We start from the raw sequence: 19,370 nt of genomic DNA, 5'->3' as shown, positions 1-19,370 counted from the left end.
ATCAACAAGAACATCGAGGTGCCGCCGTGAATGCTCCGCTGAAACTCCCTGCCGTGAAAAATCAGGTCTCCGAAGCCGAATGGCGCACGCGCGTCGATCTCGCCGCCTGCTACAGGCTGATCGCGCTCTATGGCTGGGATGACCTGATCTTCACCCATATTTCCGCCAAGGTACCGGGGACCGAGGATTTCCTCATCAATCCCTATGGCCTGATGTTCCACGAGATCACCGCATCCAGCCTGGTCAAGGTCGATCTGGCGGGCAGCAAGCTGATGGACAGCCCGTTCGACATCAATCCTGCCGGTTACACCATCCATAGCGCGGTGCACGAGGTGCGCCACGACGTGGGCTGCGTGCTGCACATCCACACCCCGGCGGGCATCGCCGTGTCGGCGCAGAAGCAGGGCCTGCTGCCGTTGTCGCAGCAGTCGCTGTTCGTCCTCGCCAGCCTGGCCTATCACGGCTACGAGGGGGTGGCGCTGAACCATGACGAGAAGGCGCGGCTGCAGGCCGACCTGGGCGACAAGAACTTCATGATCCTGCCCAACCACGGCCTGCTCACCGCTTTTGGCGGTATCGCCGATGCCTTCCTCGGCATGTTCATCCTGCAGAGGGCCTGCGAGATCCAGGTCATGGCACAGAGCGGCGGCGCCGAGCTGATCCATATTCCGCAGCAGATTCTCGATGGTGCGCGGACGATGATCGCCGGCGTGATGAAAACGCCGCAGGGCATGGGCGGTTCGCTGCCCTGGCCGGCGCTGCTGCGCAAGCTGGACCAGCAGATGCCGGGTTACGACCAGTGAGCGAGCTGCCGGGCATCGCCCTGGAGCAGTGGCGCGCACAGGGCCAGACGCTGGACTTTCGCGGCCACGCCATCCGTTACTGGCTTGCCGGTGACGCCGAAGCCGAGCCGCTGCTGCTGATTCATGGCTTTCCCAGCGCCAGCTGGGACTGGCACCGCCTGTGGGCGCCGCTGGCTGCGCGTTATCGGCTGATCGCCTGCGACATGCTCGGCTTCGGCTATTCGGCCAAGCCGCGCGGTCATCCCTACAGTCTGTTGGAGCAGGCCGACCTGCAGCAGGCGCTGCTGGCCCATATCGGTGAACGGCGACCGGTGCACGTGCTGGCCCACGATTATGGCGACAGCGTGGCCCAGGAACTGATCGCCCGGGATCAGGACGGACACCTGCAACTGGCCAGTTGCGTGTTCCTCAATGGCGGTCTGTTCCCCGAAACGCATCATCCGGTGCGTGTGCAGAAATTGCTGCTCGGGCCGCTTGGGCCGTTGCTCGGCAGAGTGTTCTCGCGGCGCAAGCTGGCGCAGAGTTTCGCCCGCATCTTCGGTCCGCAGACCCAGGCCAGCGACGTCGAGCTGGATGCGCTGTGGCAACTGGTGAAGCACAACAACGGCCCGGCCGTCATGCATCGCCTGATTCGCTACATGCCCGAACGGCGTCTGCAGCGGCAGCGCTGGGTCACGGCGATGCAGGCCACTGCAGTGCCGATGCGGGTGATCGATGGCGCCTTCGACCCGATTTCAGGCGCGCACATGGTGGCGCGCTACCGCGAGCTGATCGCAGACGCCGATACCGTGCTGCTCGATGGCATCGGCCACTATCCGCAAATCGAAGCCCCGGCTGCGGTGCTCGAACATTATCTTGAGTTTCGCCACGCAAGGAGCTTGCATGCGTAGACGTACCCTGCTCAAAGGCGCAGCAGTAAGCGGAGCTGCCGTGCTCGGCGCCGGTTACTGGGCATTACCAACTGGCCCGCGGCCTGCCGCTGTCAGCCTGGATGGGGCGCGTCGGGTACTGGCGGATCTGCAGGGCAGGGCACTGCATAGCGTCAGCGGCTGGAGCCCGAGCGAGGTGTTCAATCATTGTGCGCAGAGCATCGATTACTCCATCGACGGCTATCCCGAATTGAAGCCGGCCTGGTTTCGCCACAGTCTGGGACCTGCCGCTTTCGCCGTGTTCAGCGCCCGCGGCGCCATGCGCCATCCCCTGGACGAGGCCATTCCCGGCGCTGCCGATCTGAGCGAGCCGGCCAGCCAGGCACTGGCTCTGCAGCGGCTGCAGGCGGCCTTTGCGCGTTTCGCCGCGCATCAGGGCGCGCTGCAGCCTCACTTCGCCTATGGCGCGCTGGAGCACGGCGAATATGCCCAAGCGCACGTACTGCATTTGTACAACCACCTGAGCCTGATTCGTCTGGCGTGAAATGGGCCGGGCTGCAGCTGCGATAATTTTTGTCGAACCTACGCAACGGTGAGTGACTCAGTAACTGTGTCACTCACAGAAAAGTCGAGGTTACTCATGAACAAGAAGTTATCTGCACTGCTGTTGAGCGGGATTCTGGGCACAATGACACTGCCTGCCTTCGCGGCCGGCGAGGCCGATACTCCGGATACTCCGGGGCCGACCACGCCCATGACTCCTGGGGACACCAACCCGATGAACCCGGCGGATGATGGCGAAGGCATCCCTCCGGTTCAGGGTCCCAACACCGATGGCAACCCCGGCGGTAGCGGTGGCGGCTCGGGTAATGGTACCGGCACTGGCGGCACTGGGACCGGTGGTTCCGGCACTGGCACGGGTGGTTCCGGGACCGGCGGTGGCTCGGGCTCTGGCTCCGGTAGCTAACGCGTATAAGGTCGCATTATCGGCCGTCATTCAGGGGCCCCGCGCGCCTTGTGAAGCACGCGGGGCTGCCTGACACTCGGGGCATTCACAACCTGCCCGAGGAAGCTGTCGATGAGCGATGCCATCCGTTTCGAAGATCAAGTGGTCATAGTCACTGGTGCTGGCGGTGGCCTGGGCCGAGCCCATGCACTATTGTTCGCCCGCCATGGCGCCAAGGTGGTGGTCAATGATCTGGGTGGTAGCACGCACGGTGAAGGCGCCAATGCCTCCGCTGCCGACAAAGTAGTTGAAGAGATTCGCGCCTTCGGCGGCACTGCTGTGGCCAACCACGATTCGGTCACCGATGGCGACAAGATCGTACAGACCGCGCTTGATCATTTCGGTCGTATCGATGTGCTGGTCAACAATGCCGGCATCCTGCGCGACAAGAGCTTTCACAAGATGGAAGACGCCGACTGGGACCTTGTCTACAAGGTTCATGTCGAAGGCGCCTACAAGACCACCCACGCCGCCTGGCCCTATTTGCGCGAACAGAACTTCGGCCGCGTGATCTTCACCTCGTCCACCTCCGGAATTTACGGCAATTTTGGCCAGAGCAACTACGGCATGGCCAAGCTCGGCGTTTACGGCCTGACTCGCACCCTGGCCATCGAGGGCCGCAAGAACAACATCCTGGTCAACGCCATCGCACCAACTGGCGCCACGCGCATGACCGAGGGCCTGATCCCGCCGCAGGTGTTCGAGCAGCTCAAGCCTGAGCTGGTCAGCCCGCTGGTGGTTTATCTCGGCAGTGCGACCTGCCAGGACACCGGCGGCCTGTTCGAGGTTGGCGGCGGCTGGGTCGGCAAGGTGCGTTGGGAGCGCAGCCTGGGCGCCGGCTTCGATCCCCAGGCTGGTTTCAGCCCCGAGGACATCGCGGCCCAGTGGCAGCGCATCTGCGATTTCGAAGGCGCTGCGCACCCTGCGGATAACGTCGAGGCGCTCAAGGAAATGATGGCGAACCTGCAAAAATATGCGCTCTGAGCGATAAGCGGGGTGAAGAAGGCCGACAGCGATGTCGGCCTTTTTCATTGCAGCAGTTTTTCTGAGCCTGGCCGCGCCCTCGAACGGGAGTGGTTGAACGCGACTGGCCTATGGCTCTGGTTGCGGCCTTTCATCCGGCTGCTGCAATTCTTACCAGGCCTTCCGTCGTTCAGGCTGGTCGCCGAAGCGACGGCGTGCAGTGCAGTAGTACCCGGCTGTTACCTGTCGGAAGAAGCAGGAGCGAATAATGGCGTTCGTTCCACCTACCTTCAGGAGACGATCATGGCTGCCAAGAAGATTCTCATGCTGGTCGGCGACTACGCCGAGGATTACGAAACCATGGTGCCGTTCCAGGCGCTGCAGATGATCGGCCATACCGTGCACGCGGTCTGTCCGGATAAGGTCACCGGGCAGACGGTGCGCACCGCCATCCACGATTTCGAGGGCGACCAGACCTACAGCGAGAAGCCGGGGCACAATTTCGCGCTGAACTTCGATTTCGCCAAGGTGCGCGCAGAGGATTACGACGCCCTGGTCATTCCCGGTGGCCGCGCGCCGGAATATCTGCGCCTCAATGGTGAGGTCGTGGCATTGGTGAAGGCGTTCGCCACGGCTGACAAACCCATCGCTGCCGTCTGCCACGGTGCCCAGCTGTTGGCGGCGGCCGGTGTGCTGGAAGGGCGCGAATGCAGCGCCTATCCTGCCTGTGCGCCGGAAGTGACATTGGCCGGTGGCAAGTACGTGGACATTGCGGTGGATCAGGCGCATGTGCAGGGCAAGCTGGTCACTGCGCCGGCCTGGCCAGCGCACCCGGCCTGGCTGGCGGCGTTTCTCAAGGTGCTGGGCACAGAGATTCGCCTTTAACAGGCCGTTGAAAAACTACCTGCGTTGCCATTGCAGCGTTAAAAACAGGCTCGTGCGCGAGTCCGATCAAAATGCTCATTTACAGCTCGTAAACCCGAGTGCGGGCCCAGTGCTTTTTTCGCCTGTTTTTGCGGGGCCGCAATCGGTATTGCACTGGCTGCCTCACCTATGTTTTTCAATGGACTGTTAACCAAAGTAGCCCGGATGCAATCCTGGGTCGCAGCCTTGTCGGCAGTCCCCGGATTGCATCCGGGCTACGAGGCTAGTGAGGAGATAAAGCGGATGTGCGAGCTCTATGTAAAGGCCGATCCCATTCTCTATGAGTCGCGCTCGCGTTCGTTGCGCATCCGCGGCGTGGTGACCACCCTGCGCTTGGAGAACCAGTTCTGGGACATCCTGCGTGAGATCGCCGAAGTCGACGGCATGACTACCAACCAGCTGATCGCCAAACTGTACGAGGAGGTCATGGACTTTCGCGGCGAAGTGGTCAACTTCGCCTCGTTCCTGCGCGTCAGCTGCACCCGTTACCTGGCGCAGAAGGCCGGGCGTCAGGTGCCGCTGCGGGTGATCGGCGCGGCCGGTTGAATCACTGGTACATCCAGAAATTCGGGTGCTCCTGTGCGCTAGGCGTTGCTGCCTGCTGGACCGATTGGGCTGGCTGGAAGAAGCGCTTGATCAGGCTCATTCGAGGTTACTCCTGTAGGGCTGGTGAACAGGCGTGCATGATCGGAGAAGCGCTTCGATTGATAAAACGGATTGTCTCTATTTCGGTAATTGGCTATGCCTATACCTTGGCCCGCCGGGCCTCGTTGTAGTCAGCCGACCTGCGCAACCCAATCATTGAGGTTGTAGTAATTGCTGATGCGCGCGACCTTGCCATTCCTGATTTCGAAGAAAGCGCCGGCCGGCAACACGTAGGTCTGGCCGTTGGCCGGGGGCAGGCCTTCGTCGTCGGCCAGGTACTCGCCGTGCACCACGAATTCGGCGGCGGCGCGGGTGCCTTCGGCGTTCTGCATGACCACGATGTCGGCCAGGCGCTCGCGGTAGCAGCGGTTCATCTTGTCCATGAAGGCAGCGAAGGTGGCCTTGCCAACTTGGCGCTCGCCCTGGTTGATGTCGTGCACCACGTCCTCGGCCAGCAGGTCGAGGAAGGCGGGCATGTCGCCGGCGTTGAAGGCGGCGTAGTAGGCCTGAACCAGTTCGGTGGCGGTCATGGCTAAGTTCCTTTCGTAGCGTGGTTAGTGGTGGGTTGGCACGCATGATAAGTTCGCGCTTTCTTGCTGGCATAGCCGCCGGCGTCACCTTGCTGCTGGCGAACGACTGCAGATGGACATCGAATTGCTCCAGGGGCCGCAGATAGCGCCCCATATCGAAGACCTGGCGCATTTGCGGATCACCGTCTTCCGCGAATTCCCCTACCTCTACGACGGCAGCCTCGATTATGAGGCCGAGTACCTCGACACTTATGTGCGCAGCGCCGACAGCCTGTGCGTGCTGGTGCGTGACGAGGGCCGGGTGGTCGGCGCATCCACGGCGCTGCCACTGGCTGATGAAACGCCGGAGTTCCAGCAGCCTTTCCTCTCGGCAGGCTGGGATCCCGCGCGCATCTTCTACTGCGCCGAGTCGGTGGTATTGCCGGGCTGGCGCGGGCGTGGCCTGGGCGTACGCTTCTTCGCCGAGCGCGAAGCACATGCGCGTAAATTGAGCCGCTTCGACTGGTGCACCTTCTGCGCCGTGCAGCGCCCGGCCGATCACCCGCGCCGGCCCTCGGACTATCAGCCGCTGGACGCCTTCTGGGCGCGTCGCGGGTATCGCCATCATCCCGAATTGCACACTCAATACCACTGGCGCGACCTGGATGAAGCCGAGGAATCGGCCAAGCCCATGTCGTTCTGGTTGAAGGAACTCACTTCATGATCAAGGTTGCCGCCTGCCAATATCACATCGACCTGCTGACGAGTTGGGACGCCTACGCCGAACACCTGACCACGCTATGCGAGGACGCGGCCGGGCGGGGCGCCGAGCTGCTCTTGCTGCCGGAATACGCCGGCCTGGTGCTGACCGGGCAGTTACCGGAAGCTGAGCGCAGCGACCTGCACGGCTCCATCGCCGGCATCCAGGCGCTGCTGCCGCGCTGGCTGCAATTGTGCGAGAGCCTGGCGCGCCGGCTTAAGGTCCATCTGCAACCCGGTTCGGTGGCGGTGCTGGATGACGACGGCGTCTACCGCAACCGTGCCTGGCTGTTCGGCCCGGACGGCTGCCTGGGTAGCCAGGACAAGCTGATGATGACCCGCTTCGAGCTGGAACAGTGGCAGATCGCGGCAGGCAGCGGCCTCAAGGTGTTCGACACGCCGCTGGGCAAGCTGGGCATCCTGATCTGCTACGACAACGAATTCCCGCTGCTGGCGCGCACCCTGGCCGAGGCCGGGGTCGACCTGATCCTGGCGCCCAGCTGCACCGATACCGAGGCAGGCTTTTATCGCGTACGCATCGGTTCCCTGGCCCGTGCCCTGGAAAACCAGATCGCCGTGTTGCAGTCGCCTACGGTTGGCCTGGCGCCCTGGTCGCCGGCGCTGGACGAGAACGTCGGCCGCGCCGCGCTGTACGTGCCGTCGGACTACGGCATGCCGGCCAATGGGGTGATCGCAGAGAGCGAGGAACTGTGCCCCACGCGCAGCCACTGGCTGATCGCCGAGCTGGATCTGGCCGAGGTGCGCCGCGTGCGCGAGCAGGGTCAGGTTTTCACCCGGCGCGACTGGCCGCGGCAGTTCGAAGGCGGCCGGCTGGTGCTGCGGTGAACGCCCCGCAGACACCGGATTCGCCGCTGGCCGCCTACGAACGGGCGCTGGCGGGCGGTTTCATCGCCGATGCCGCACAGCGTCGAGCGGTTGAGGCGCTACAGCACTGCCATGAGGCTGTGCATCGTGGTGAACGCCCGCTCGGCGTATACCTCTGGGGGCCGGTGGGGCGCGGCAAGACCTGGCTGATGGACAGCTTCTACAACAGCCTGCGCGTACCGGCGCGGCGGCAGCATTTTCATCATTTCATGCAGTGGGTGCACCGTCGGCAGTTCCAACTCACCGGCAATGCCGATCCGCTGCGCCTGCTGGCCGAAGAGTTGGGGCGCGAAGTGCGCGTGCTGTGCTTCGACGAGCTGTTCGTCAGCGACATCGGTGACGCCATGTTGCTCGGCCGCCTGCTCAGTCTGGTTGTGGAGCAGGACGTGGTGCTGGTGGCGACCTCCAACCAGCCGCCGGATCAGCTCTACGCCGAGGGCTACAACCGCGAGCGCTTCCTGCCGGCAATCGCCGCGCTCGAGGCGCATATGCAGGTGGTGGCCGTGGACGGCGAGCAGGATCATCGCCTGCATCCCGGTGCCGAGGTGCAACGCTACTGGGTGCAGCAGCCGCAGGCGTTGGGTGAGCTGTTCACTCGTCTGAGTGAGGGGCAAACCATCAGCGGCGAGCCGGTCGAGTTGGCTCACCGCCGTGTCTTGGCTCTCGGCCATAGCCCGACGGCGCTGTGGTGTCGCTTCACCGATCTGTGTGAACAGCCGCTGGCGGCACCCGATTTTATCGAGCTATGCGAGCGCTTCCCGGTCATTCTGCTCGGCGAAGTGCCGCGCCTGGGCGGCGAGCAACGCGAGGGACGCATCGCCCGTGGTACCGAGGACGCTGCCGAGCGCGTCGACGCCGGGGATCGACAGCTGCCCGCGCTGTCGCGCAACGACGATTCGGTACGCCGCTTCATCGCCCTGGTCGACGAGTGCTACGACCGCCGCGTGCCGCTGTATATCGAAGCCGAGGTGGTGCTGGCTGAGCTGTACACCCAGGGCTACCTCGACTTTGCCTTTCGTCGCACGCTGAGCCGTTTGCGCGAGATGCAGCTGGAGCGTTTTGGCGCTCCTGCCAAGCGGGCGGGCGCCTAGACCGAGTCTTCCGCCGCCTTGCCGGCCGGGTTGTCACGGGTCGGCATGGCGAGAATCTCCGGCAGCACTTCACGGGCGAACACGTCATGCAGGCGGCGCAGCTCGGCCACCGGATCAAGGTGATGGTCGACGCGGATGTCCCACAGCGGATACTCCTCCTGATCGACCACGTAGATCACTGCCGAGGATTCGCCGTGCCGGTCGCCACCGCAACGGTCACCGGCCGCCAGCGCCTCGATCAGGCGCTCGATCAGCGGACGTTCCTCGGCTTGGTGAAAAGCTTCGGCGACGGCGTCGAGTACCTGCGGGCCGACCAGGCGGTTGCCCTGTACGGAGAACTGCTCGCCGCTCAGCGAGCCAGCCCAGGGAATGCACTTTTCGCCGGTCCAGCAGGCGCTGTCGCCCTGGGCGTCGATCAACGCGCACTGGCGCAGTTCCATGCAGGGATCGGTTCCTTTGAGTCGCTGCAGCGCTTGCTGTGCCGAAAACCCCTGGCGCAGCAGGGCCAGGCCGTCCAGGCCCAGATAGGGGTTGACCTGCGCCTGAGTCGCCACCGCGCCGGCACCGGCTGCGGCGTGGCTGAGCAGTTTGCCGACGGCGGGCATGGCGGTGGCTGCAGCGACGCCGAACTGACCGCTGCGCGGGCAACGGGCGATGATGGAAAAGGTCATGGCGACTCCTGGTCGATTTTCAGCTTAGGCCATCACCAGGCCGTTATCGTTCCGCTTGGCTGGCCGCTGCTGCGGCCTTTGCCAGATCAGCCCGGGCGTCGTCTAATGCGCACTGTTCACTGCCCGCTATGAGGAATGCCGCATGATCCTTGGCCAGTCGCTCGCGCAATGGCGCGCGCAGTTTCCGCTGCTCGACGAGCTGATCGCCCTGCGCGAAACCAGTTGGTTCAATCCGGCCGTGGCGCCCGTTGCCGAGGCGCTGGGCGATGTCGGTTTGAGCGCTGCGGATGTAGCTGATGCCCGCGCGCGCCTCGAGCGCTTCGCGCCCTACCTGGCCCGGGTTTTCCCGCAGACGGCCGCCAGCGCCGGCATTATCGAGTCGGACGTAGTTCACCTGCCGAAAATGCAGGCGCTGCTGCGTGAAGAGGCCGAAGAGGAAATCGGCGCGTTGTGGCTCAAACGCGACAGCCATCTGCCCATCTCCGGTTCGATCAAGGCCCGTGGCGGCATCTACGAGGTGCTCAAGCATGCCGAGGACTTGGCGCTGGCGGCCGGGCTGCTCGACCTCGACGACGATTACGCCTGCCTCGACAGCGATGCGATGCGCGCCTTCTTCGGCGGCTATCAGGTCGCCGTCGGCTCCACCGGCAACCTCGGGTTGTCCATCGGCATCATCAGTGCGCGCCTGGGCTTCCAGGCCACCGTGCATATGTCCGCCGATGCCCGCCAGTGGAAGAAGGACAAGCTGCGCGCCCATGGCGTGACGGTGGTCGAGTACGCCAGCGATTACAGCGTCGCCGTGGAGCAGGGGCGGCAGCAGGCCGAGGCCGACCCGCGCTGCCACTTCGTCGATGACGAGAATTCCAGGCACCTGTTTCTCGGCTATGCGGTGGCCGGCGAACGTCTCAAGCAGCAACTGGCTGCTACCGGTGTCGTGGTCGATGCCGAGCATCCGCTGTTCGTCCATCTGCCCTGTGGCGTCGGTGGTGGGCCGGGAGGCGTGGCCTTCGGTCTTAAGCTGGCGTTCGGCGATGCAGTGCACTGTCTGTTCGCCGAGCCGACGCATTCGCCGTGCATGCTGCTCGGCGTGCATACCGGCCGGCATGAAGAGCTGGCGGTGCAGGATTTCGGTATCGACAACCGCACCGCGGCTGATGGCCTGGCGGTGGGGCGACCATCGGGTTTCGTCGGCCGCGCCATGCAACGTCTGATCGATGGTTACTACACGGTCGGCGACGAGCAACTGTTCCGCTACCTGGCGTTGCTGGAGCAGACCGAGGGCCAGCGTCTGGAGCCTTCGGCCCTGGCCGGTATGCCGGGTGTGTTGCACGTGCTCGGCGAGCAGCAGGGCTACCGCCAGCGCATGGGTCTGACACCGCAGCGCATGGCGCAGGCGACGCATCTGGTCTGGGCAACGGGCGGCAGCATGGTGCCGCAGGCTGAAATGGACAGCTACCTGGCGCGGGGTCGGCAGCTGTTGCAGGGCGCCTGAAAACGCAGAAGCCCGGCACTTGGCCGGGCTTCTCCTTGCAGCTAGAAGCTGGTCGCTTGCAGCTGCTTACTTCACTTCCACCGCCAGGCTTTCGGCGATCTTCTTGTTCCAGATCGCCGGGCCGGTGATGTGTACGGACTCGCCGTTGGTGTCGACCGCAACGGTCACCGGCATGTCTTTGACTTCGAACTCGTAGATGGCTTCCATACCGAGCTCTTCGAACGCCAGCACCTTGGACTTCTTGATCGCCTGGGCCACCAGGTAGGCGGCGCCGCCGACGGCCATCAGGTACACGGCCTTGTTGTCCTTGATCGCGTCGATCGCGATCGGGCCACGCTCGGACTTGCCGATCATGCCCAGCAGGCCGGTCTGCTCGAGGATCTGACGGGTGAACTTGTCCATCCGCGTGGCCGTGGTCGGGCCAGCCGGGCCAACCACTTCATCACCGACCGGATCGACCGGGCCGACGTAGTAGATGAAGCGGCCTTTGAGGTCCACCGGCAGTTGCTCGCCCTTGTTCAGCATGTCGACCATGCGCTTGTGCGCGGCGTCGCGGCCAGTAAGCATCTTGCCGTTGAGCAGCACGGTCTCGCCCGGCTTCCAGCTCTGCACTTCTTCCGGGGTCAGGGTGTCGAGGTTGACGCGGCGCGCGCTCGGGCCGGCTTCCCAGACGATTTCCGGGTAGGCGTCCAGATCCGGCGCTTCCAGCTCGGCCGGGCCGGAGCCGTCGAGCACGAAGTGGGCGTGGCGGGTGGCTGCGCAGTTGGGGATCATGCACACCGGCAAGGACGCGGCATGGGTCGGGTAATCCATGATCTTCACGTCGAGCACGGTGGTCAGGCCGCCCAGACCCTGGGCGCCGATGCCCAGCTGGTTGACCTTCTCGAACAGCTCCAGACGCAGCTCCTCGATGCGGTTCTGCGGGCCGCGGGCCTGCAGTTCGTGGATGTCGATGTGCTCCATCAGCACTTCCTTGGCCATCACCGCAGCCTTCTCGGCGGTGCCGCCGATGCCGATGCCTAGCATGCCTGGCGGGCACCAGCCGGCGCCCATGGTAGGCACGGTCTTCAGGACCCAGTCGACGATCGAGTCGGACGGGTTGAGCATGGCCATCTTCGACTTGTTCTCGGAGCCGCCGCCCTTGGCCGCGACGTCCACTTCCACCTTGTCACCGGGCACCAGCGAGTAGTGAATCACCGCCGGGGTGTTGTCCTTGGTGTTCTTGCGGGCACCGGCCGGGTCGGCCAGGATCGAGGCGCGCAGGACGTTTTCCGGCAGGTTGTAGGCGCGGCGTACGCCCTCGTTGATCATGTCGTCGACGCTCATGGTGGCGCCGTCCCAGCGCACGTCCATGCCGACCTTGACGAATACGGTGACGATGCCGGTGTCCTGGCAGATCGGGCGGTGGCCGGTGGCACACATGCGCGAGTTGATCAGGATCTGCGCCATGGAGTCCTTGGCGGCCGGCGATTCTTCCTTCAGGTAGGCCTCGTGCATGGCCTGGATGAAGTCGACGGGGTGGTAATAAGAGATGAACTGCAGTGCGTCGGCAACGCTCTGAATCAGGTCGTCCTGCTTGATCACGGTCATTGGGGCGCTCCTCTATCAGGGAACATCTACAAGGAAGCGCCGGACAACGAGCCGGCGCAACGGCGAAAAACTGTCGGGAGCGGTTTTCACGTCGCCCCGACGGTCTGCTTAGGTGGCCGCCATGCAGGGCAGCAACAAAAAAGGCGCGGCAGTATACCGCGCCGGTCGGATAGGGCACAGTCGCCTGAGGTCGATGATGCTAGCCATGTGCGCGCTCATCGGCTCGCTAGGCAATCTGTGATCACAGGGGTAGAGTAACGGCCAGATGCCGGTATGGGACGGAGCCCATGAGCTCAACCACTCGTCGGGGCGCGCAGCGTAGCCTGCAAAGCCTTTTGCTCAAACGCTTCGCCATGGCTTTCGCTACCTACGCGATGATGGCGCTCGTCTGCTGGTTCGCCGTCTTCAATGGCCTGTTTCTCGGCTCCATCAGCACGGCCGTCTGGCTGAGCCTTGGAGTGTTCGGCAGTCAGCTGGTATTTCTCTGGCTGTTTCTTTCCGGGCGCAACCTGCGTTACGAGGACCCCAGCCTGACCCAGGCTCAGGTGCTGGTCGCGCTGGCCTGGCAGCCACCGGTGCTGGGGCTGTTCGACAGCGCACGCGGCGTGATGATGGTCTTCTACGTGCTGATCCTGCTGTTCGGCGTGTTCCAATTGCCGCCCCGGGTGTTCGCGCGATGCGCCGCCTTCGCCTTTTTCGGTTTCACCGCGATGGTGCTGGTGGAGGCCTATCGCATGCAGTTGGTGGACCCGAGCATGGCCTGGCTGCAGGTGTGGGTACTGTTCATCCTGCTGGTCTGGCTGTGCCTGTTTTCCAGCTACGTGCAGGCCATGCGCAAACGCATGCGCCAGCGCCGGTTCGCGTTGCAGGCGCATCAGGACACCCTGCGCGGGATGATGCGTCAGCTTGAAGAACTGGTCGCTACCGACGAGCTGACCGGGCTTTTCAATCGCCGGCACTTCCTGCGCCTGGCCAGTCGTGAGCTGGAGCACCTCGGCCATGGGCGTCAGCACGGCCTGGCGCTGATCGACCTGGACCATTTCAAGCGAATCAACGATGCTCACGGCCATGCCGCCGGCGACCGGGTGTTGCAAACCTTCGCCGCGGTGGCCCGAGCCTGTCTGCGTGACGGCGACATCATTGCCCGCTATGGCGGCGAGGAGTTCGTGCTGCTTCTGCCCAATACCGATGCCGATCAGTTCACCGCCTGCTGCGAGCGGCTGCGCGAGGCGTTCGCCAAAGCCGAGCCGGTGGGTGTGAAGATCGATGATCTCAGTCTTTCCGCCGGCATGACGCTGCTGGTCGCTGGCGATGACCTCGACGAAGCTCTGCAGCGCGCCGACCAGGCGCTTTACCAGGCCAAGCGCGGCGGTCGCAATCGTTGCGATGCCAGCTGGGAGCGTGCGGGTGCCTGAACTGCGTGTCGGTGGCCAGCTGTTGCAGGTCGCTCAGCAAACCAACTTGCTCGATGCACTGCTCGCGGGCGCTGTGACCGTGCCCTATAGCTGTCGTGCCGGCAGTTGTCACGCCTGCCTGATACGTTGCGTGGACGGCGAGCCGCTGGACCTTCAGCCCGAGGCGCTGGCGGCCGACAAGCGTGCCGAGGGCTGGCGCCTGGCCTGCCAGTGCCAGATCGTCGGCGACCTGCAAATCGAGCCGTTCGACCCACAGCGCGATGGCCTGGCCGCGCAAGTGGTTGCTCTTGACTGGCCCAGCCCACAGGTCTTGCGCCTGCGCCTGCGCTTGCAGCCGGCGCGGCCGCTGCGCTATCGCCCCGGCCAGCATTTGTTGCTGTGGAGCGAAGAGGGCGTCGCCCGGCCTTATTCGCTGGCCAGCGTGCCGGGCGAAGACGACTGGCTGGAATTTCATATCGATTGCCGCAAGCCGGGGGCCTTCTGTGATGCAGCGCGGCGCCTGCAGATCGGCGATGGGCTGCGTCTCGGTGAGCTGCGTGGCGGCGCGTTGCATTACGACCCTGACTGGCAGGCGCGCCCGCTCTGGCTGCTGGCCGCTGGTACCGGGCTGGCGCCGCTGTACGGGGTGTTGCGTGAGGCATTGCGTCAGGAGCATCGGGGTGCCATTCGCCTGCTGCACGTGGCGCATGACTCGGCGGAGCATTATTTGGCCAGCGAGCTTCAGGCGCTGGCGGGGCAGCATGCCAACTTGCAGGTGGAGCTGGTGACGGCGGCGCAGTTGCCGGCTGCTTTGGCCGAACTGCGCCTTGTTTCACGGCAGACCCTCGCCTTACTCTGCGGCCATCCGAAGGCGGTCGACAGCTTCGCGCGGCGCCTCTACATGGCCGGTTTGCCGCGCAGTCAGATGCTCGCCGACGTCTTTCTCACCCGCGCGTAGGCTGTGCCGTTCAGGCTCGATGGCGGTGCATGCGACGCGCCATTGGAGCCCAGGCATGAGCGAACACCTGCATATCCAACGCGACGGCGGTCTGTTGATCCTGCGCATGCATCGCCCAGACAAGAAGAATGCACTGACCCGTGCCATGTACGCCGGCATGGCCGAGGTGCTGGACGAGGCCGAGCGCGATACGAGTGTGCGCGTGGTGCTGCTGACCGGTGGCGACGACTGCTTCACCAGCGGCAACGATGTCGCCGACTTCATCCAGGCGCCACCGAACGGGCTGAACAGTGAAGTATTCCAGTTCATGCGCGCGCTGTTCGACTTCAGCAAGCCGGTGGTCGCCGCCGTGGCCGGCCCGGCGGTGGGCATCGGCACCACCTTGTTGCTGCATTGCGATCTGGTCTATGTCGCCCGCGATGCACAGCTGAAGATGCCTTTCGTCAACCTGGGGCTGTGCCCCGAGTACGGCTCCAGTCTGATTTTGCCGCGTTTGCTGGGGCACGCGCGTGCTGCCGAGCTGCTGTTACTCGGTCAGTCATTCACAGGGGAGCAGGCGGCTGCCTGGAGCATCGCCAATCAGGCACTCGATGATGGTGCGGCGACCTTGAGCAAGGCCCGTGAGATGGCGCAACGTTTTCTCGAACTGGCGCCATCGGCAGTTGCCGACAGTAAACGCCTGATGCGTGCGCCGGGGCGCCAGGAGCTGCGCAAGGTGATCGAGGAGGAGGGCGCTCTTTTTGGCCAGCGCCTGCGCTCGCCCGAGGCCATTGAGGCGCTGACGGCATTCATGCAGCGTAGAAAGCCGGATTTCTCTCGCTTCGCATAGGCTGCGCCCGCCCACAACACAAAAGGCCGCTCATCGCGCGTAATACTGTTCACTTAAGGTTGCACGCGTTTTGACTCCCCTCTCCCATTTATGGGAGAGGGGCTGGGGGAGAGGGCTGAAAACGCCGCAAGTCTGCCGCCCCCTCGCCGAACGCGGCCCGCCCTAACCCTCTCGCCAGAGGGGCGAGGGGACTGATCGCGCCCAACCACCGTTTAATTGAACAGCATTACCGCACAGGGCGGGTCTTTCTATCGGTACGCCGAGGCGTGCTTAGCGTCCGGCTCAGGCCAGCTCGTCGAAGCACTCGGCGACGATGGCGATGCCTTTTTCCAGTTGCGCGTCCGGAATGGTGACGGGCATCAGGAAGCGGATGACGTTGTAGTAGGTGCCACACGACAGCAGGATCAGGCCCTTCTCGCGCGCACGGGCGACGATCTTGCCCACCAGTTCGGCAGCCGGCTTGTTGTGGTCGCCGCCCTCGAACAGCTCGATGGCGATCATCGAACCCAGGCCGCGTACGTCACCGATCACCTTGTGCTTCTCGGCGATGGTCTTGAGGCCCGCCTTGAGCGTCTCGCCGACGGCGTTGGAGCGCTGCAGCAGGTTCTCTTCGTCGAACACCTTGAGTACGGCCAGGGCCGCGGCGCAGGCGATCGGGCTGCCGGCATAGGTGCCGCCCAGGCCACCGGGGGCGATCTTGTCCATGATCTCGGCCTTGCCGCACACGCCGGAGATCGGGAAGCCGCCGCCGACGGACTTGGCGAAGGTGGTCAGGTCCGGCACCACGCCCAGCTGCTCGGTGGCGAAGAAGGTGCCGGTACGACCAGCGCCGGTCTGCACTTCGTCAGCGATCAGAAGGATGCCGTGCTGGTCGCACAGGGCACGCAGACGCTGCATGAAGGCCGGGGAGTTGACGTAGAAACCACCCTCGCCCTGCACCGGCTCGATGATGATGGCGGCAATGTCCTGCGGCTGCGCGTCATTCTTGAAGATGCGCTCGATGCTGGCGATGGACTCGTCCTCGCTCACGCCGTGCAACGGGCATGGCGCCTGGGCGCGGTACACGCCAGCCGGCATCAGGCCCATGCCGGCAGAGTACGGTACGACCTTGCCGGTCAGCGACAGGGTCATCATGGTGCGCCCGTGGTAGGCGCCGGTGAAGGCGATCACGCCGGCGCGGCCGGTGGCGGCGCGGGCGATCTTCACGGCGTTCTCGACAGCTTCGGAGCCGGAGGTGACCAGCAGGGTCTTCTTGGCGAAGTCGCCCGGTACGCGCTTGGCGATTTCTTCGCACAGCTCGATATAGGGCTCGTAGGCCAGCACCTGGAAGCAGGTATGGGTCAGCTTGCTCAGCTGCTCCTGAACGCCAGCGATCACCTTCGGATGCAGGTGGCCGGTGTTCAGTACGGCGATACCGCCGGCGAAGTCGATGTACTCACGGCCTTCGACGTCCCATACGGTGGCGTTCTCGGCGCGCTCGGCGACGATCGGGTGGATCTGGCCGACGCCGCGCGGTACGGCGGCGGCACGGCGTTGCAGTAGGGATTCGTTGGTCTTGCTCATGGTGTCCTCATGGCCGTCATCGGGCGGCTCGGTTGCAAGGAAATGCCTCTGGAGGGGGATCGCCGCAGCATACGATGATCGACTGCGTCGGGCCGCCGGAGGCGGGGAAATTCTGGCTCGCCACGCTCCAAATCAGAGCGCTAGGCGCGTCGCGAGCGAAGGCCGGGCTAGGCGGCGCAAGCGGGAAAAGCGGAGTTGGCTGTAGCCAATGAGCATTTTCCCGTTTGCGCCAACGACGTCCGGCCGAGTGCAGCAGCGACTAGATGCCGCCCAGGCACATGTACTTGATCTCGAGGTAATCCTCGATCCCGTACTTGGAACCTTCACGGCCCAGGCCGGAAGCCTTCACGCCGCCGAACGGCGCGACCTCATTGGAGATCAGGCCGGTGTTGATACCCACCATGCCGTACTCCAGCGCCTCGGCCACGCGGAACACGCGGCCCAGATCGCGGGCATAGAAATAGGAAGCCAGGCCGAACTCGGTATCGTTGGCCATGGCAATCACCTCGGCCTCGTCCTTGAAGCGGAACAGCGGCGCCAGCGGACCGAAGGTTTCTTCCTTGGCCACGGCCGCGGTTTTCGGCACATCCACCAGAATGGTCGGCTCGAAAAAGGTGCCGCCGAGCGCGTGGGGCTTGCCGCCCAGAACGATCTTGGCGCCCTTGGCCAACGCGTCCTCGATGTGCTCCTGCACCTTGGCCACGGCCTTCTCGTCGATCAGCGGGCCGGTGGTGGTGCCGTCTTCCAGACCGTTGCCAATTTTCAGCTTGGCCACTGCCGCCTTGAGCTTTTCGGCGAAGGCATCATAGACGCCGTCCTGGACGTAGATGCGGTTGGCGCAGACGCAGGTCTGGCCGTTGTTGCGGTACTTGGAGATCAGTGCGCCTTCGACGGCGGCGTCCAGATCGGCATCGTCGAAGACGATGAACGGCGCGTTGCCACCCAGCTCCAGCGACACCTTTTTGATGTCCTGGGCGCATTCGGCCATCAGCTGGCGACCAATCTCGGTCGAGCCGGTGAAGGACAGCTTGCGCACGATCGGGTTGCTGGTCAGCTCGCCGCCCACTTCGCCGGCGCTGCCGGTGACCACGCTCAGCACGCCTTTGGGGATGCCGGCACGCTCGGCCAGCTCGACCAAGGCCAGGGCGGAGAACGGCGTCTGCGAAGCCGGCTTGATCACCATGGTGCAACCGGCGGCCAGAGCCGGGCCGGCCTTGCGGGTGATCATCGCGGCGGGGAAGTTCCACGGGGTGATGGCTGCGGTGACGCCGATCGGCTGCTTGATCACGATCAGGCGCTTGTCCGGCTGATGGCCGGGAATCACGTCGCCGTAGACGCGCTTGGCTTCTTCGGCGAACCACTCGATGAAGGACGCGGCATAGGCGATCTCGCCCTTGGCTTCGGCCAGCGGCTTGCCCTGTTCCAGAGTCATCAGGCGACCGAGGTCATCCTGATTCTCCACCAGCAACTCGAACCAGCGGCGCAGCTTGTTGGCGCGCTCCTTGGCGGTCAGTGCACGCCAGGCCGGCAGCGCCTTCTCGGCGGCCTCGATGGCACGGCGCGTCTCGGCACGGCCCATCTTCGGCACATGACCGATGATCTCACCGGTGGCCGGGTTGTTCACGGCGATGGTCTGACCGCTGTCGGCGTCCAGCCACTGGCCATCGATATAGGCCTGCTGGCGCAGCAGCTGGGGGTCTTTCAGTTGCATGGCAGTCTCCTTCAGTTCCGGCGCCCGGGCGTCGGTGCAAAGTCGTTGGAGTCACGGGCAGAGCCCGCAAGGCGAAAAACCTAGCCTTGCAAGGCCTGGTAATGGATTCAGAGCCGTTGAACGTGCTGGGGTTCAGAATGACCGAACGCACCGTTTGAAATCTCAAACGAATCCTAGGAGCGGCAACGCTAAAGGGCAATAGTCGAAAGGGTAAAATTGACGAAAGAAGCGTTAAAAACTGGCGAGACTCGGCTGCGAAGGATCAAAAAGTGTAAAGCTCGTTCGAAATAACGCACGATCATGCAGAATGGACGCTAACCGCCGACATGGGTATGATTGCGCCCCGCAACGCATCCGTAGCTCAGCTGGATAGAGTACTGCCCTCCGAAGGCAGGGGTCGTGGGTTCGAATCCCGCCGGATGCGCCAGATAGAAAAAAAGGGCCTAGGTGAAAACCTCGGCCCTTTTTTTCGATGGGCGCCTGTCTCATGGATATGAGAGGGGCGAATGCCAGGTTCGAACCAAGGCCTGATGCGAGGACTAGGTTCTCCCAGGAGGCGCTTGGTGCACTCATTCTCAGCGGCCGGCGCACACGGCGAAATCGCGCTTGAGCACACGGTGCGACGACGACGTGCTTATATAGGGCTCTCGGAAATCAGGCTCATGACGCGGTTCAACGGTCCGGATAGCAGTGGGCTGGCGTTTCGAA

Annotated in this window: 19 protein-coding genes and 1 tRNA gene; 15 read left to right on the top strand and 5 right to left on the bottom strand. The window is 64.1% G+C overall.

Going from position 1 to position 19,370, the window contains the following annotated elements; translation table 11 throughout:
* Positions 1-26: 26 nt before the first annotated feature.
* The 7 genes from B3P22_RS02650 (at position 27) to B3P22_RS02620 (ending at position 5,111) form a co-directional block, all read left to right on the top strand.
* Complete coding sequence (locus tag B3P22_RS02650) at positions 27-803, top strand: class II aldolase/adducin family protein (RefSeq protein ID WP_296269741.1); 777 nt, start codon at positions 27-29, stop codon at positions 801-803.
* Positions 800-1,693, top strand: coding sequence for an alpha/beta fold hydrolase (locus B3P22_RS02645; RefSeq protein ID WP_296269740.1), 894 nt, complete (start codon positions 800-802; stop codon positions 1,691-1,693). Before B3P22_RS02650 ends, B3P22_RS02645 begins: the two co-directional genes overlap by 4 nt.
* Entirely contained in the window at positions 1,686-2,216 is a 531-nt protein-coding gene (locus B3P22_RS02640) for a DUF1569 domain-containing protein (RefSeq protein WP_296269739.1), read from the top strand. The genes B3P22_RS02645 and B3P22_RS02640 overlap by 8 nt, the downstream gene beginning before the upstream one ends.
* Before the next feature lie 96 nt (positions 2,217-2,312).
* Positions 2,313-2,639, top strand: a complete 327-nt coding sequence (locus B3P22_RS02635; protein ID WP_275545854.1) for a hypothetical protein — start codon at positions 2,313-2,315, stop codon at positions 2,637-2,639.
* Between the two features lie 111 nt (positions 2,640-2,750).
* Positions 2,751-3,662 (top strand): SDR family oxidoreductase, encoded by a 912-nt coding sequence (locus tag B3P22_RS02630; RefSeq protein WP_296269738.1) that lies wholly within the window; start codon positions 2,751-2,753, stop codon positions 3,660-3,662.
* A 279-nt stretch (positions 3,663-3,941) separates the two neighbouring features.
* The gene (locus B3P22_RS02625) at positions 3,942-4,526 is read left to right on the top strand and encodes a DJ-1/PfpI family protein (RefSeq protein ID WP_296269761.1); all 585 of its coding nucleotides are present in this window, start codon (positions 3,942-3,944) and stop codon (positions 4,524-4,526) included.
* A gap of 282 nt (positions 4,527-4,808) precedes the next feature.
* Positions 4,809-5,111 (top strand): ribbon-helix-helix domain-containing protein, encoded by a 303-nt coding sequence (locus B3P22_RS02620; RefSeq protein ID WP_296269737.1) that lies wholly within the window; start codon positions 4,809-4,811, stop codon positions 5,109-5,111.
* 230 nt (positions 5,112-5,341) lie between these two features.
* On the opposite strand, the gene B3P22_RS02615 is transcribed toward B3P22_RS02620, so the two are convergent.
* On the bottom strand, positions 5,342-5,740 hold the full coding sequence (locus B3P22_RS02615) for a nuclear transport factor 2 family protein (RefSeq protein ID WP_197856188.1): 399 nt from the start codon (positions 5,738-5,740) through the stop codon (positions 5,342-5,344).
* Between the two features lie 112 nt (positions 5,741-5,852).
* On the opposite strand from B3P22_RS02615, the gene B3P22_RS02610 reads away from it, so the two are divergent.
* From B3P22_RS02610 to zapE, 3 genes are read left to right on the top strand one after another with little or no spacing between them, the layout of a single operon-like run.
* On the top strand, positions 5,853-6,443 hold the full coding sequence (locus tag B3P22_RS02610; RefSeq protein ID WP_296269736.1) for a GNAT family N-acetyltransferase: 591 nt from the start codon (positions 5,853-5,855) through the stop codon (positions 6,441-6,443).
* The gene (locus B3P22_RS02605) at positions 6,440-7,324 is read left to right on the top strand and encodes a carbon-nitrogen hydrolase family protein (RefSeq protein WP_296269735.1); all 885 of its coding nucleotides are present in this window, start codon (positions 6,440-6,442) and stop codon (positions 7,322-7,324) included. Before B3P22_RS02610 ends, B3P22_RS02605 begins: the two co-directional genes overlap by 4 nt.
* Complete coding sequence (zapE, locus tag B3P22_RS02600; protein ID WP_296269734.1) at positions 7,321-8,454, top strand: cell division protein ZapE; 1,134 nt, start codon at positions 7,321-7,323, stop codon at positions 8,452-8,454. The genes B3P22_RS02605 and zapE overlap by 4 nt, the downstream gene beginning before the upstream one ends.
* Here zapE and B3P22_RS02595 read toward each other — a convergent pair.
* Positions 8,451-9,125 carry a DUF1028 domain-containing protein gene (locus B3P22_RS02595; RefSeq protein WP_296269733.1) on the bottom strand — a complete coding sequence of 225 codons (675 nt, stop codon included), beginning with the start codon at positions 9,123-9,125 and terminating at the stop codon, positions 8,451-8,453. The two genes, zapE and B3P22_RS02595, sit on opposite strands and share 4 nt — an antisense overlap.
* A 142-nt stretch (positions 9,126-9,267) precedes the next feature.
* Here B3P22_RS02595 and dsdA point away from each other — a divergent pair, with 142 nt between their 5' ends.
* Positions 9,268-10,617 carry a D-serine ammonia-lyase gene (gene dsdA, locus B3P22_RS02590; protein ID WP_296269732.1) on the top strand — a complete coding sequence of 450 codons (1,350 nt, stop codon included), beginning with the start codon at positions 9,268-9,270 and terminating at the stop codon, positions 10,615-10,617.
* Between the two features lie 66 nt (positions 10,618-10,683).
* Here the strand turns inward: dsdA and B3P22_RS02585 are convergent, their stop codons facing one another.
* The gene (locus B3P22_RS02585; RefSeq protein ID WP_197856182.1) at positions 10,684-12,207 is read right to left on the bottom strand and encodes a fumarate hydratase; all 1,524 of its coding nucleotides are present in this window, start codon (positions 12,205-12,207) and stop codon (positions 10,684-10,686) included.
* 287 nt (positions 12,208-12,494) lie between these two features.
* On the opposite strand from B3P22_RS02585, the gene B3P22_RS02580 reads away from it, so the two are divergent.
* Genes B3P22_RS02580 through B3P22_RS02570 form a run of 3 tightly spaced genes read left to right on the top strand, consistent with a single transcriptional unit; the run spans position 12,495 to position 15,388 of the window.
* Positions 12,495-13,622 carry a GGDEF domain-containing protein gene (locus B3P22_RS02580; RefSeq protein WP_275545846.1) on the top strand — a complete coding sequence of 376 codons (1,128 nt, stop codon included), beginning with the start codon at positions 12,495-12,497 and terminating at the stop codon, positions 13,620-13,622.
* Positions 13,615-14,559: an iron-sulfur-binding ferredoxin reductase gene (locus B3P22_RS02575; RefSeq protein WP_296269731.1), complete on the top strand. Its 945-nt coding sequence runs from the start codon at positions 13,615-13,617 to the stop codon at positions 14,557-14,559. The genes B3P22_RS02580 and B3P22_RS02575 overlap by 8 nt, the downstream gene beginning before the upstream one ends.
* Before the next feature lie 55 nt (positions 14,560-14,614).
* Positions 14,615-15,388 (top strand): enoyl-CoA hydratase, encoded by a 774-nt coding sequence (locus B3P22_RS02570; RefSeq protein ID WP_296269730.1) that lies wholly within the window; start codon positions 14,615-14,617, stop codon positions 15,386-15,388.
* A 282-nt stretch (positions 15,389-15,670) separates the two neighbouring features.
* Here B3P22_RS02570 and gabT read toward each other — a convergent pair whose 3' ends face one another.
* Complete coding sequence (gene gabT, locus B3P22_RS02565) at positions 15,671-16,951, bottom strand: 4-aminobutyrate--2-oxoglutarate transaminase (protein WP_296269729.1); 1,281 nt, start codon at positions 16,949-16,951, stop codon at positions 15,671-15,673.
* Between the two features lie 259 nt (positions 16,952-17,210).
* Complete coding sequence (gene gabD, locus B3P22_RS02560) at positions 17,211-18,662, bottom strand: NADP-dependent succinate-semialdehyde dehydrogenase (RefSeq protein ID WP_296269728.1); 1,452 nt, start codon at positions 18,660-18,662, stop codon at positions 17,211-17,213.
* 350 nt (positions 18,663-19,012) lie between these two features.
* Here gabD and B3P22_RS02555 point away from each other — a divergent pair.
* Positions 19,013-19,089: transfer RNA gene (locus B3P22_RS02555), tRNA-Arg, on the top strand.
* Positions 19,090-19,370 lie beyond the last annotated feature (281 nt).

It is taken from the genome of Pseudomonas sp. UBA6323, assembly GCF_002439135.1.
Lineage (GTDB): Bacteria > Pseudomonadota > Gammaproteobacteria > Pseudomonadales > Pseudomonadaceae > Aquipseudomonas.
Note: the sequence above shows the minus strand (reverse complement) of the source record. Positions and strands in the feature narration are given on the sequence as shown.

What these genes read in the sequence shown, in the direction of transcription:
- B3P22_RS02595 (WP_296269733.1), bottom strand. Translation starts at nt 9,125, where the DNA reads ATGACCTTTTCCATCATCGCCCGTTGCCCGCGCAGCGGTCAGTTCGGC.
- dsdA (WP_296269732.1), top strand. Translation starts at nt 9,268, where the DNA reads ATGATCCTTGGCCAGTCGCTCGCGCAATGGCGCGCGCAGTTTCCGCTG.
- gabT (WP_296269729.1), bottom strand. Translation starts at nt 16,951, where the DNA reads ATGAGCAAGACCAACGAATCCCTACTGCAACGCCGTGCCGCCGCCGTA.
- B3P22_RS02585 (WP_197856182.1), bottom strand. Translation starts at nt 12,207, where the DNA reads ATGACCGTGATCAAGCAGGACGACCTGATTCAGAGCGTTGCCGACGCA.
- gabD (WP_296269728.1), bottom strand. Translation starts at nt 18,662, where the DNA reads ATGCAACTGAAAGACCCCCAGCTGCTGCGCCAGCAGGCCTATATCGAT.
- B3P22_RS02630 (WP_296269738.1), top strand. Translation starts at nt 2,751, where the DNA reads ATGAGCGATGCCATCCGTTTCGAAGATCAAGTGGTCATAGTCACTGGT.
- B3P22_RS02605 (WP_296269735.1), top strand. Translation starts at nt 6,440, where the DNA reads ATGATCAAGGTTGCCGCCTGCCAATATCACATCGACCTGCTGACGAGT.
- B3P22_RS02635 (WP_275545854.1), top strand. Translation starts at nt 2,313, where the DNA reads ATGAACAAGAAGTTATCTGCACTGCTGTTGAGCGGGATTCTGGGCACA.
- B3P22_RS02610 (WP_296269736.1), top strand. Translation starts at nt 5,853, where the DNA reads ATGGACATCGAATTGCTCCAGGGGCCGCAGATAGCGCCCCATATCGAA.
- B3P22_RS02620 (WP_296269737.1), top strand. Translation starts at nt 4,809, where the DNA reads ATGTGCGAGCTCTATGTAAAGGCCGATCCCATTCTCTATGAGTCGCGC.
- B3P22_RS02640 (WP_296269739.1), top strand. Translation starts at nt 1,686, where the DNA reads ATGCGTAGACGTACCCTGCTCAAAGGCGCAGCAGTAAGCGGAGCTGCC.
- B3P22_RS02570 (WP_296269730.1), top strand. Translation starts at nt 14,615, where the DNA reads ATGAGCGAACACCTGCATATCCAACGCGACGGCGGTCTGTTGATCCTG.
- B3P22_RS02580 (WP_275545846.1), top strand. Translation starts at nt 12,495, where the DNA reads ATGAGCTCAACCACTCGTCGGGGCGCGCAGCGTAGCCTGCAAAGCCTT.
- B3P22_RS02615 (WP_197856188.1), bottom strand. Translation starts at nt 5,740, where the DNA reads ATGACCGCCACCGAACTGGTTCAGGCCTACTACGCCGCCTTCAACGCC.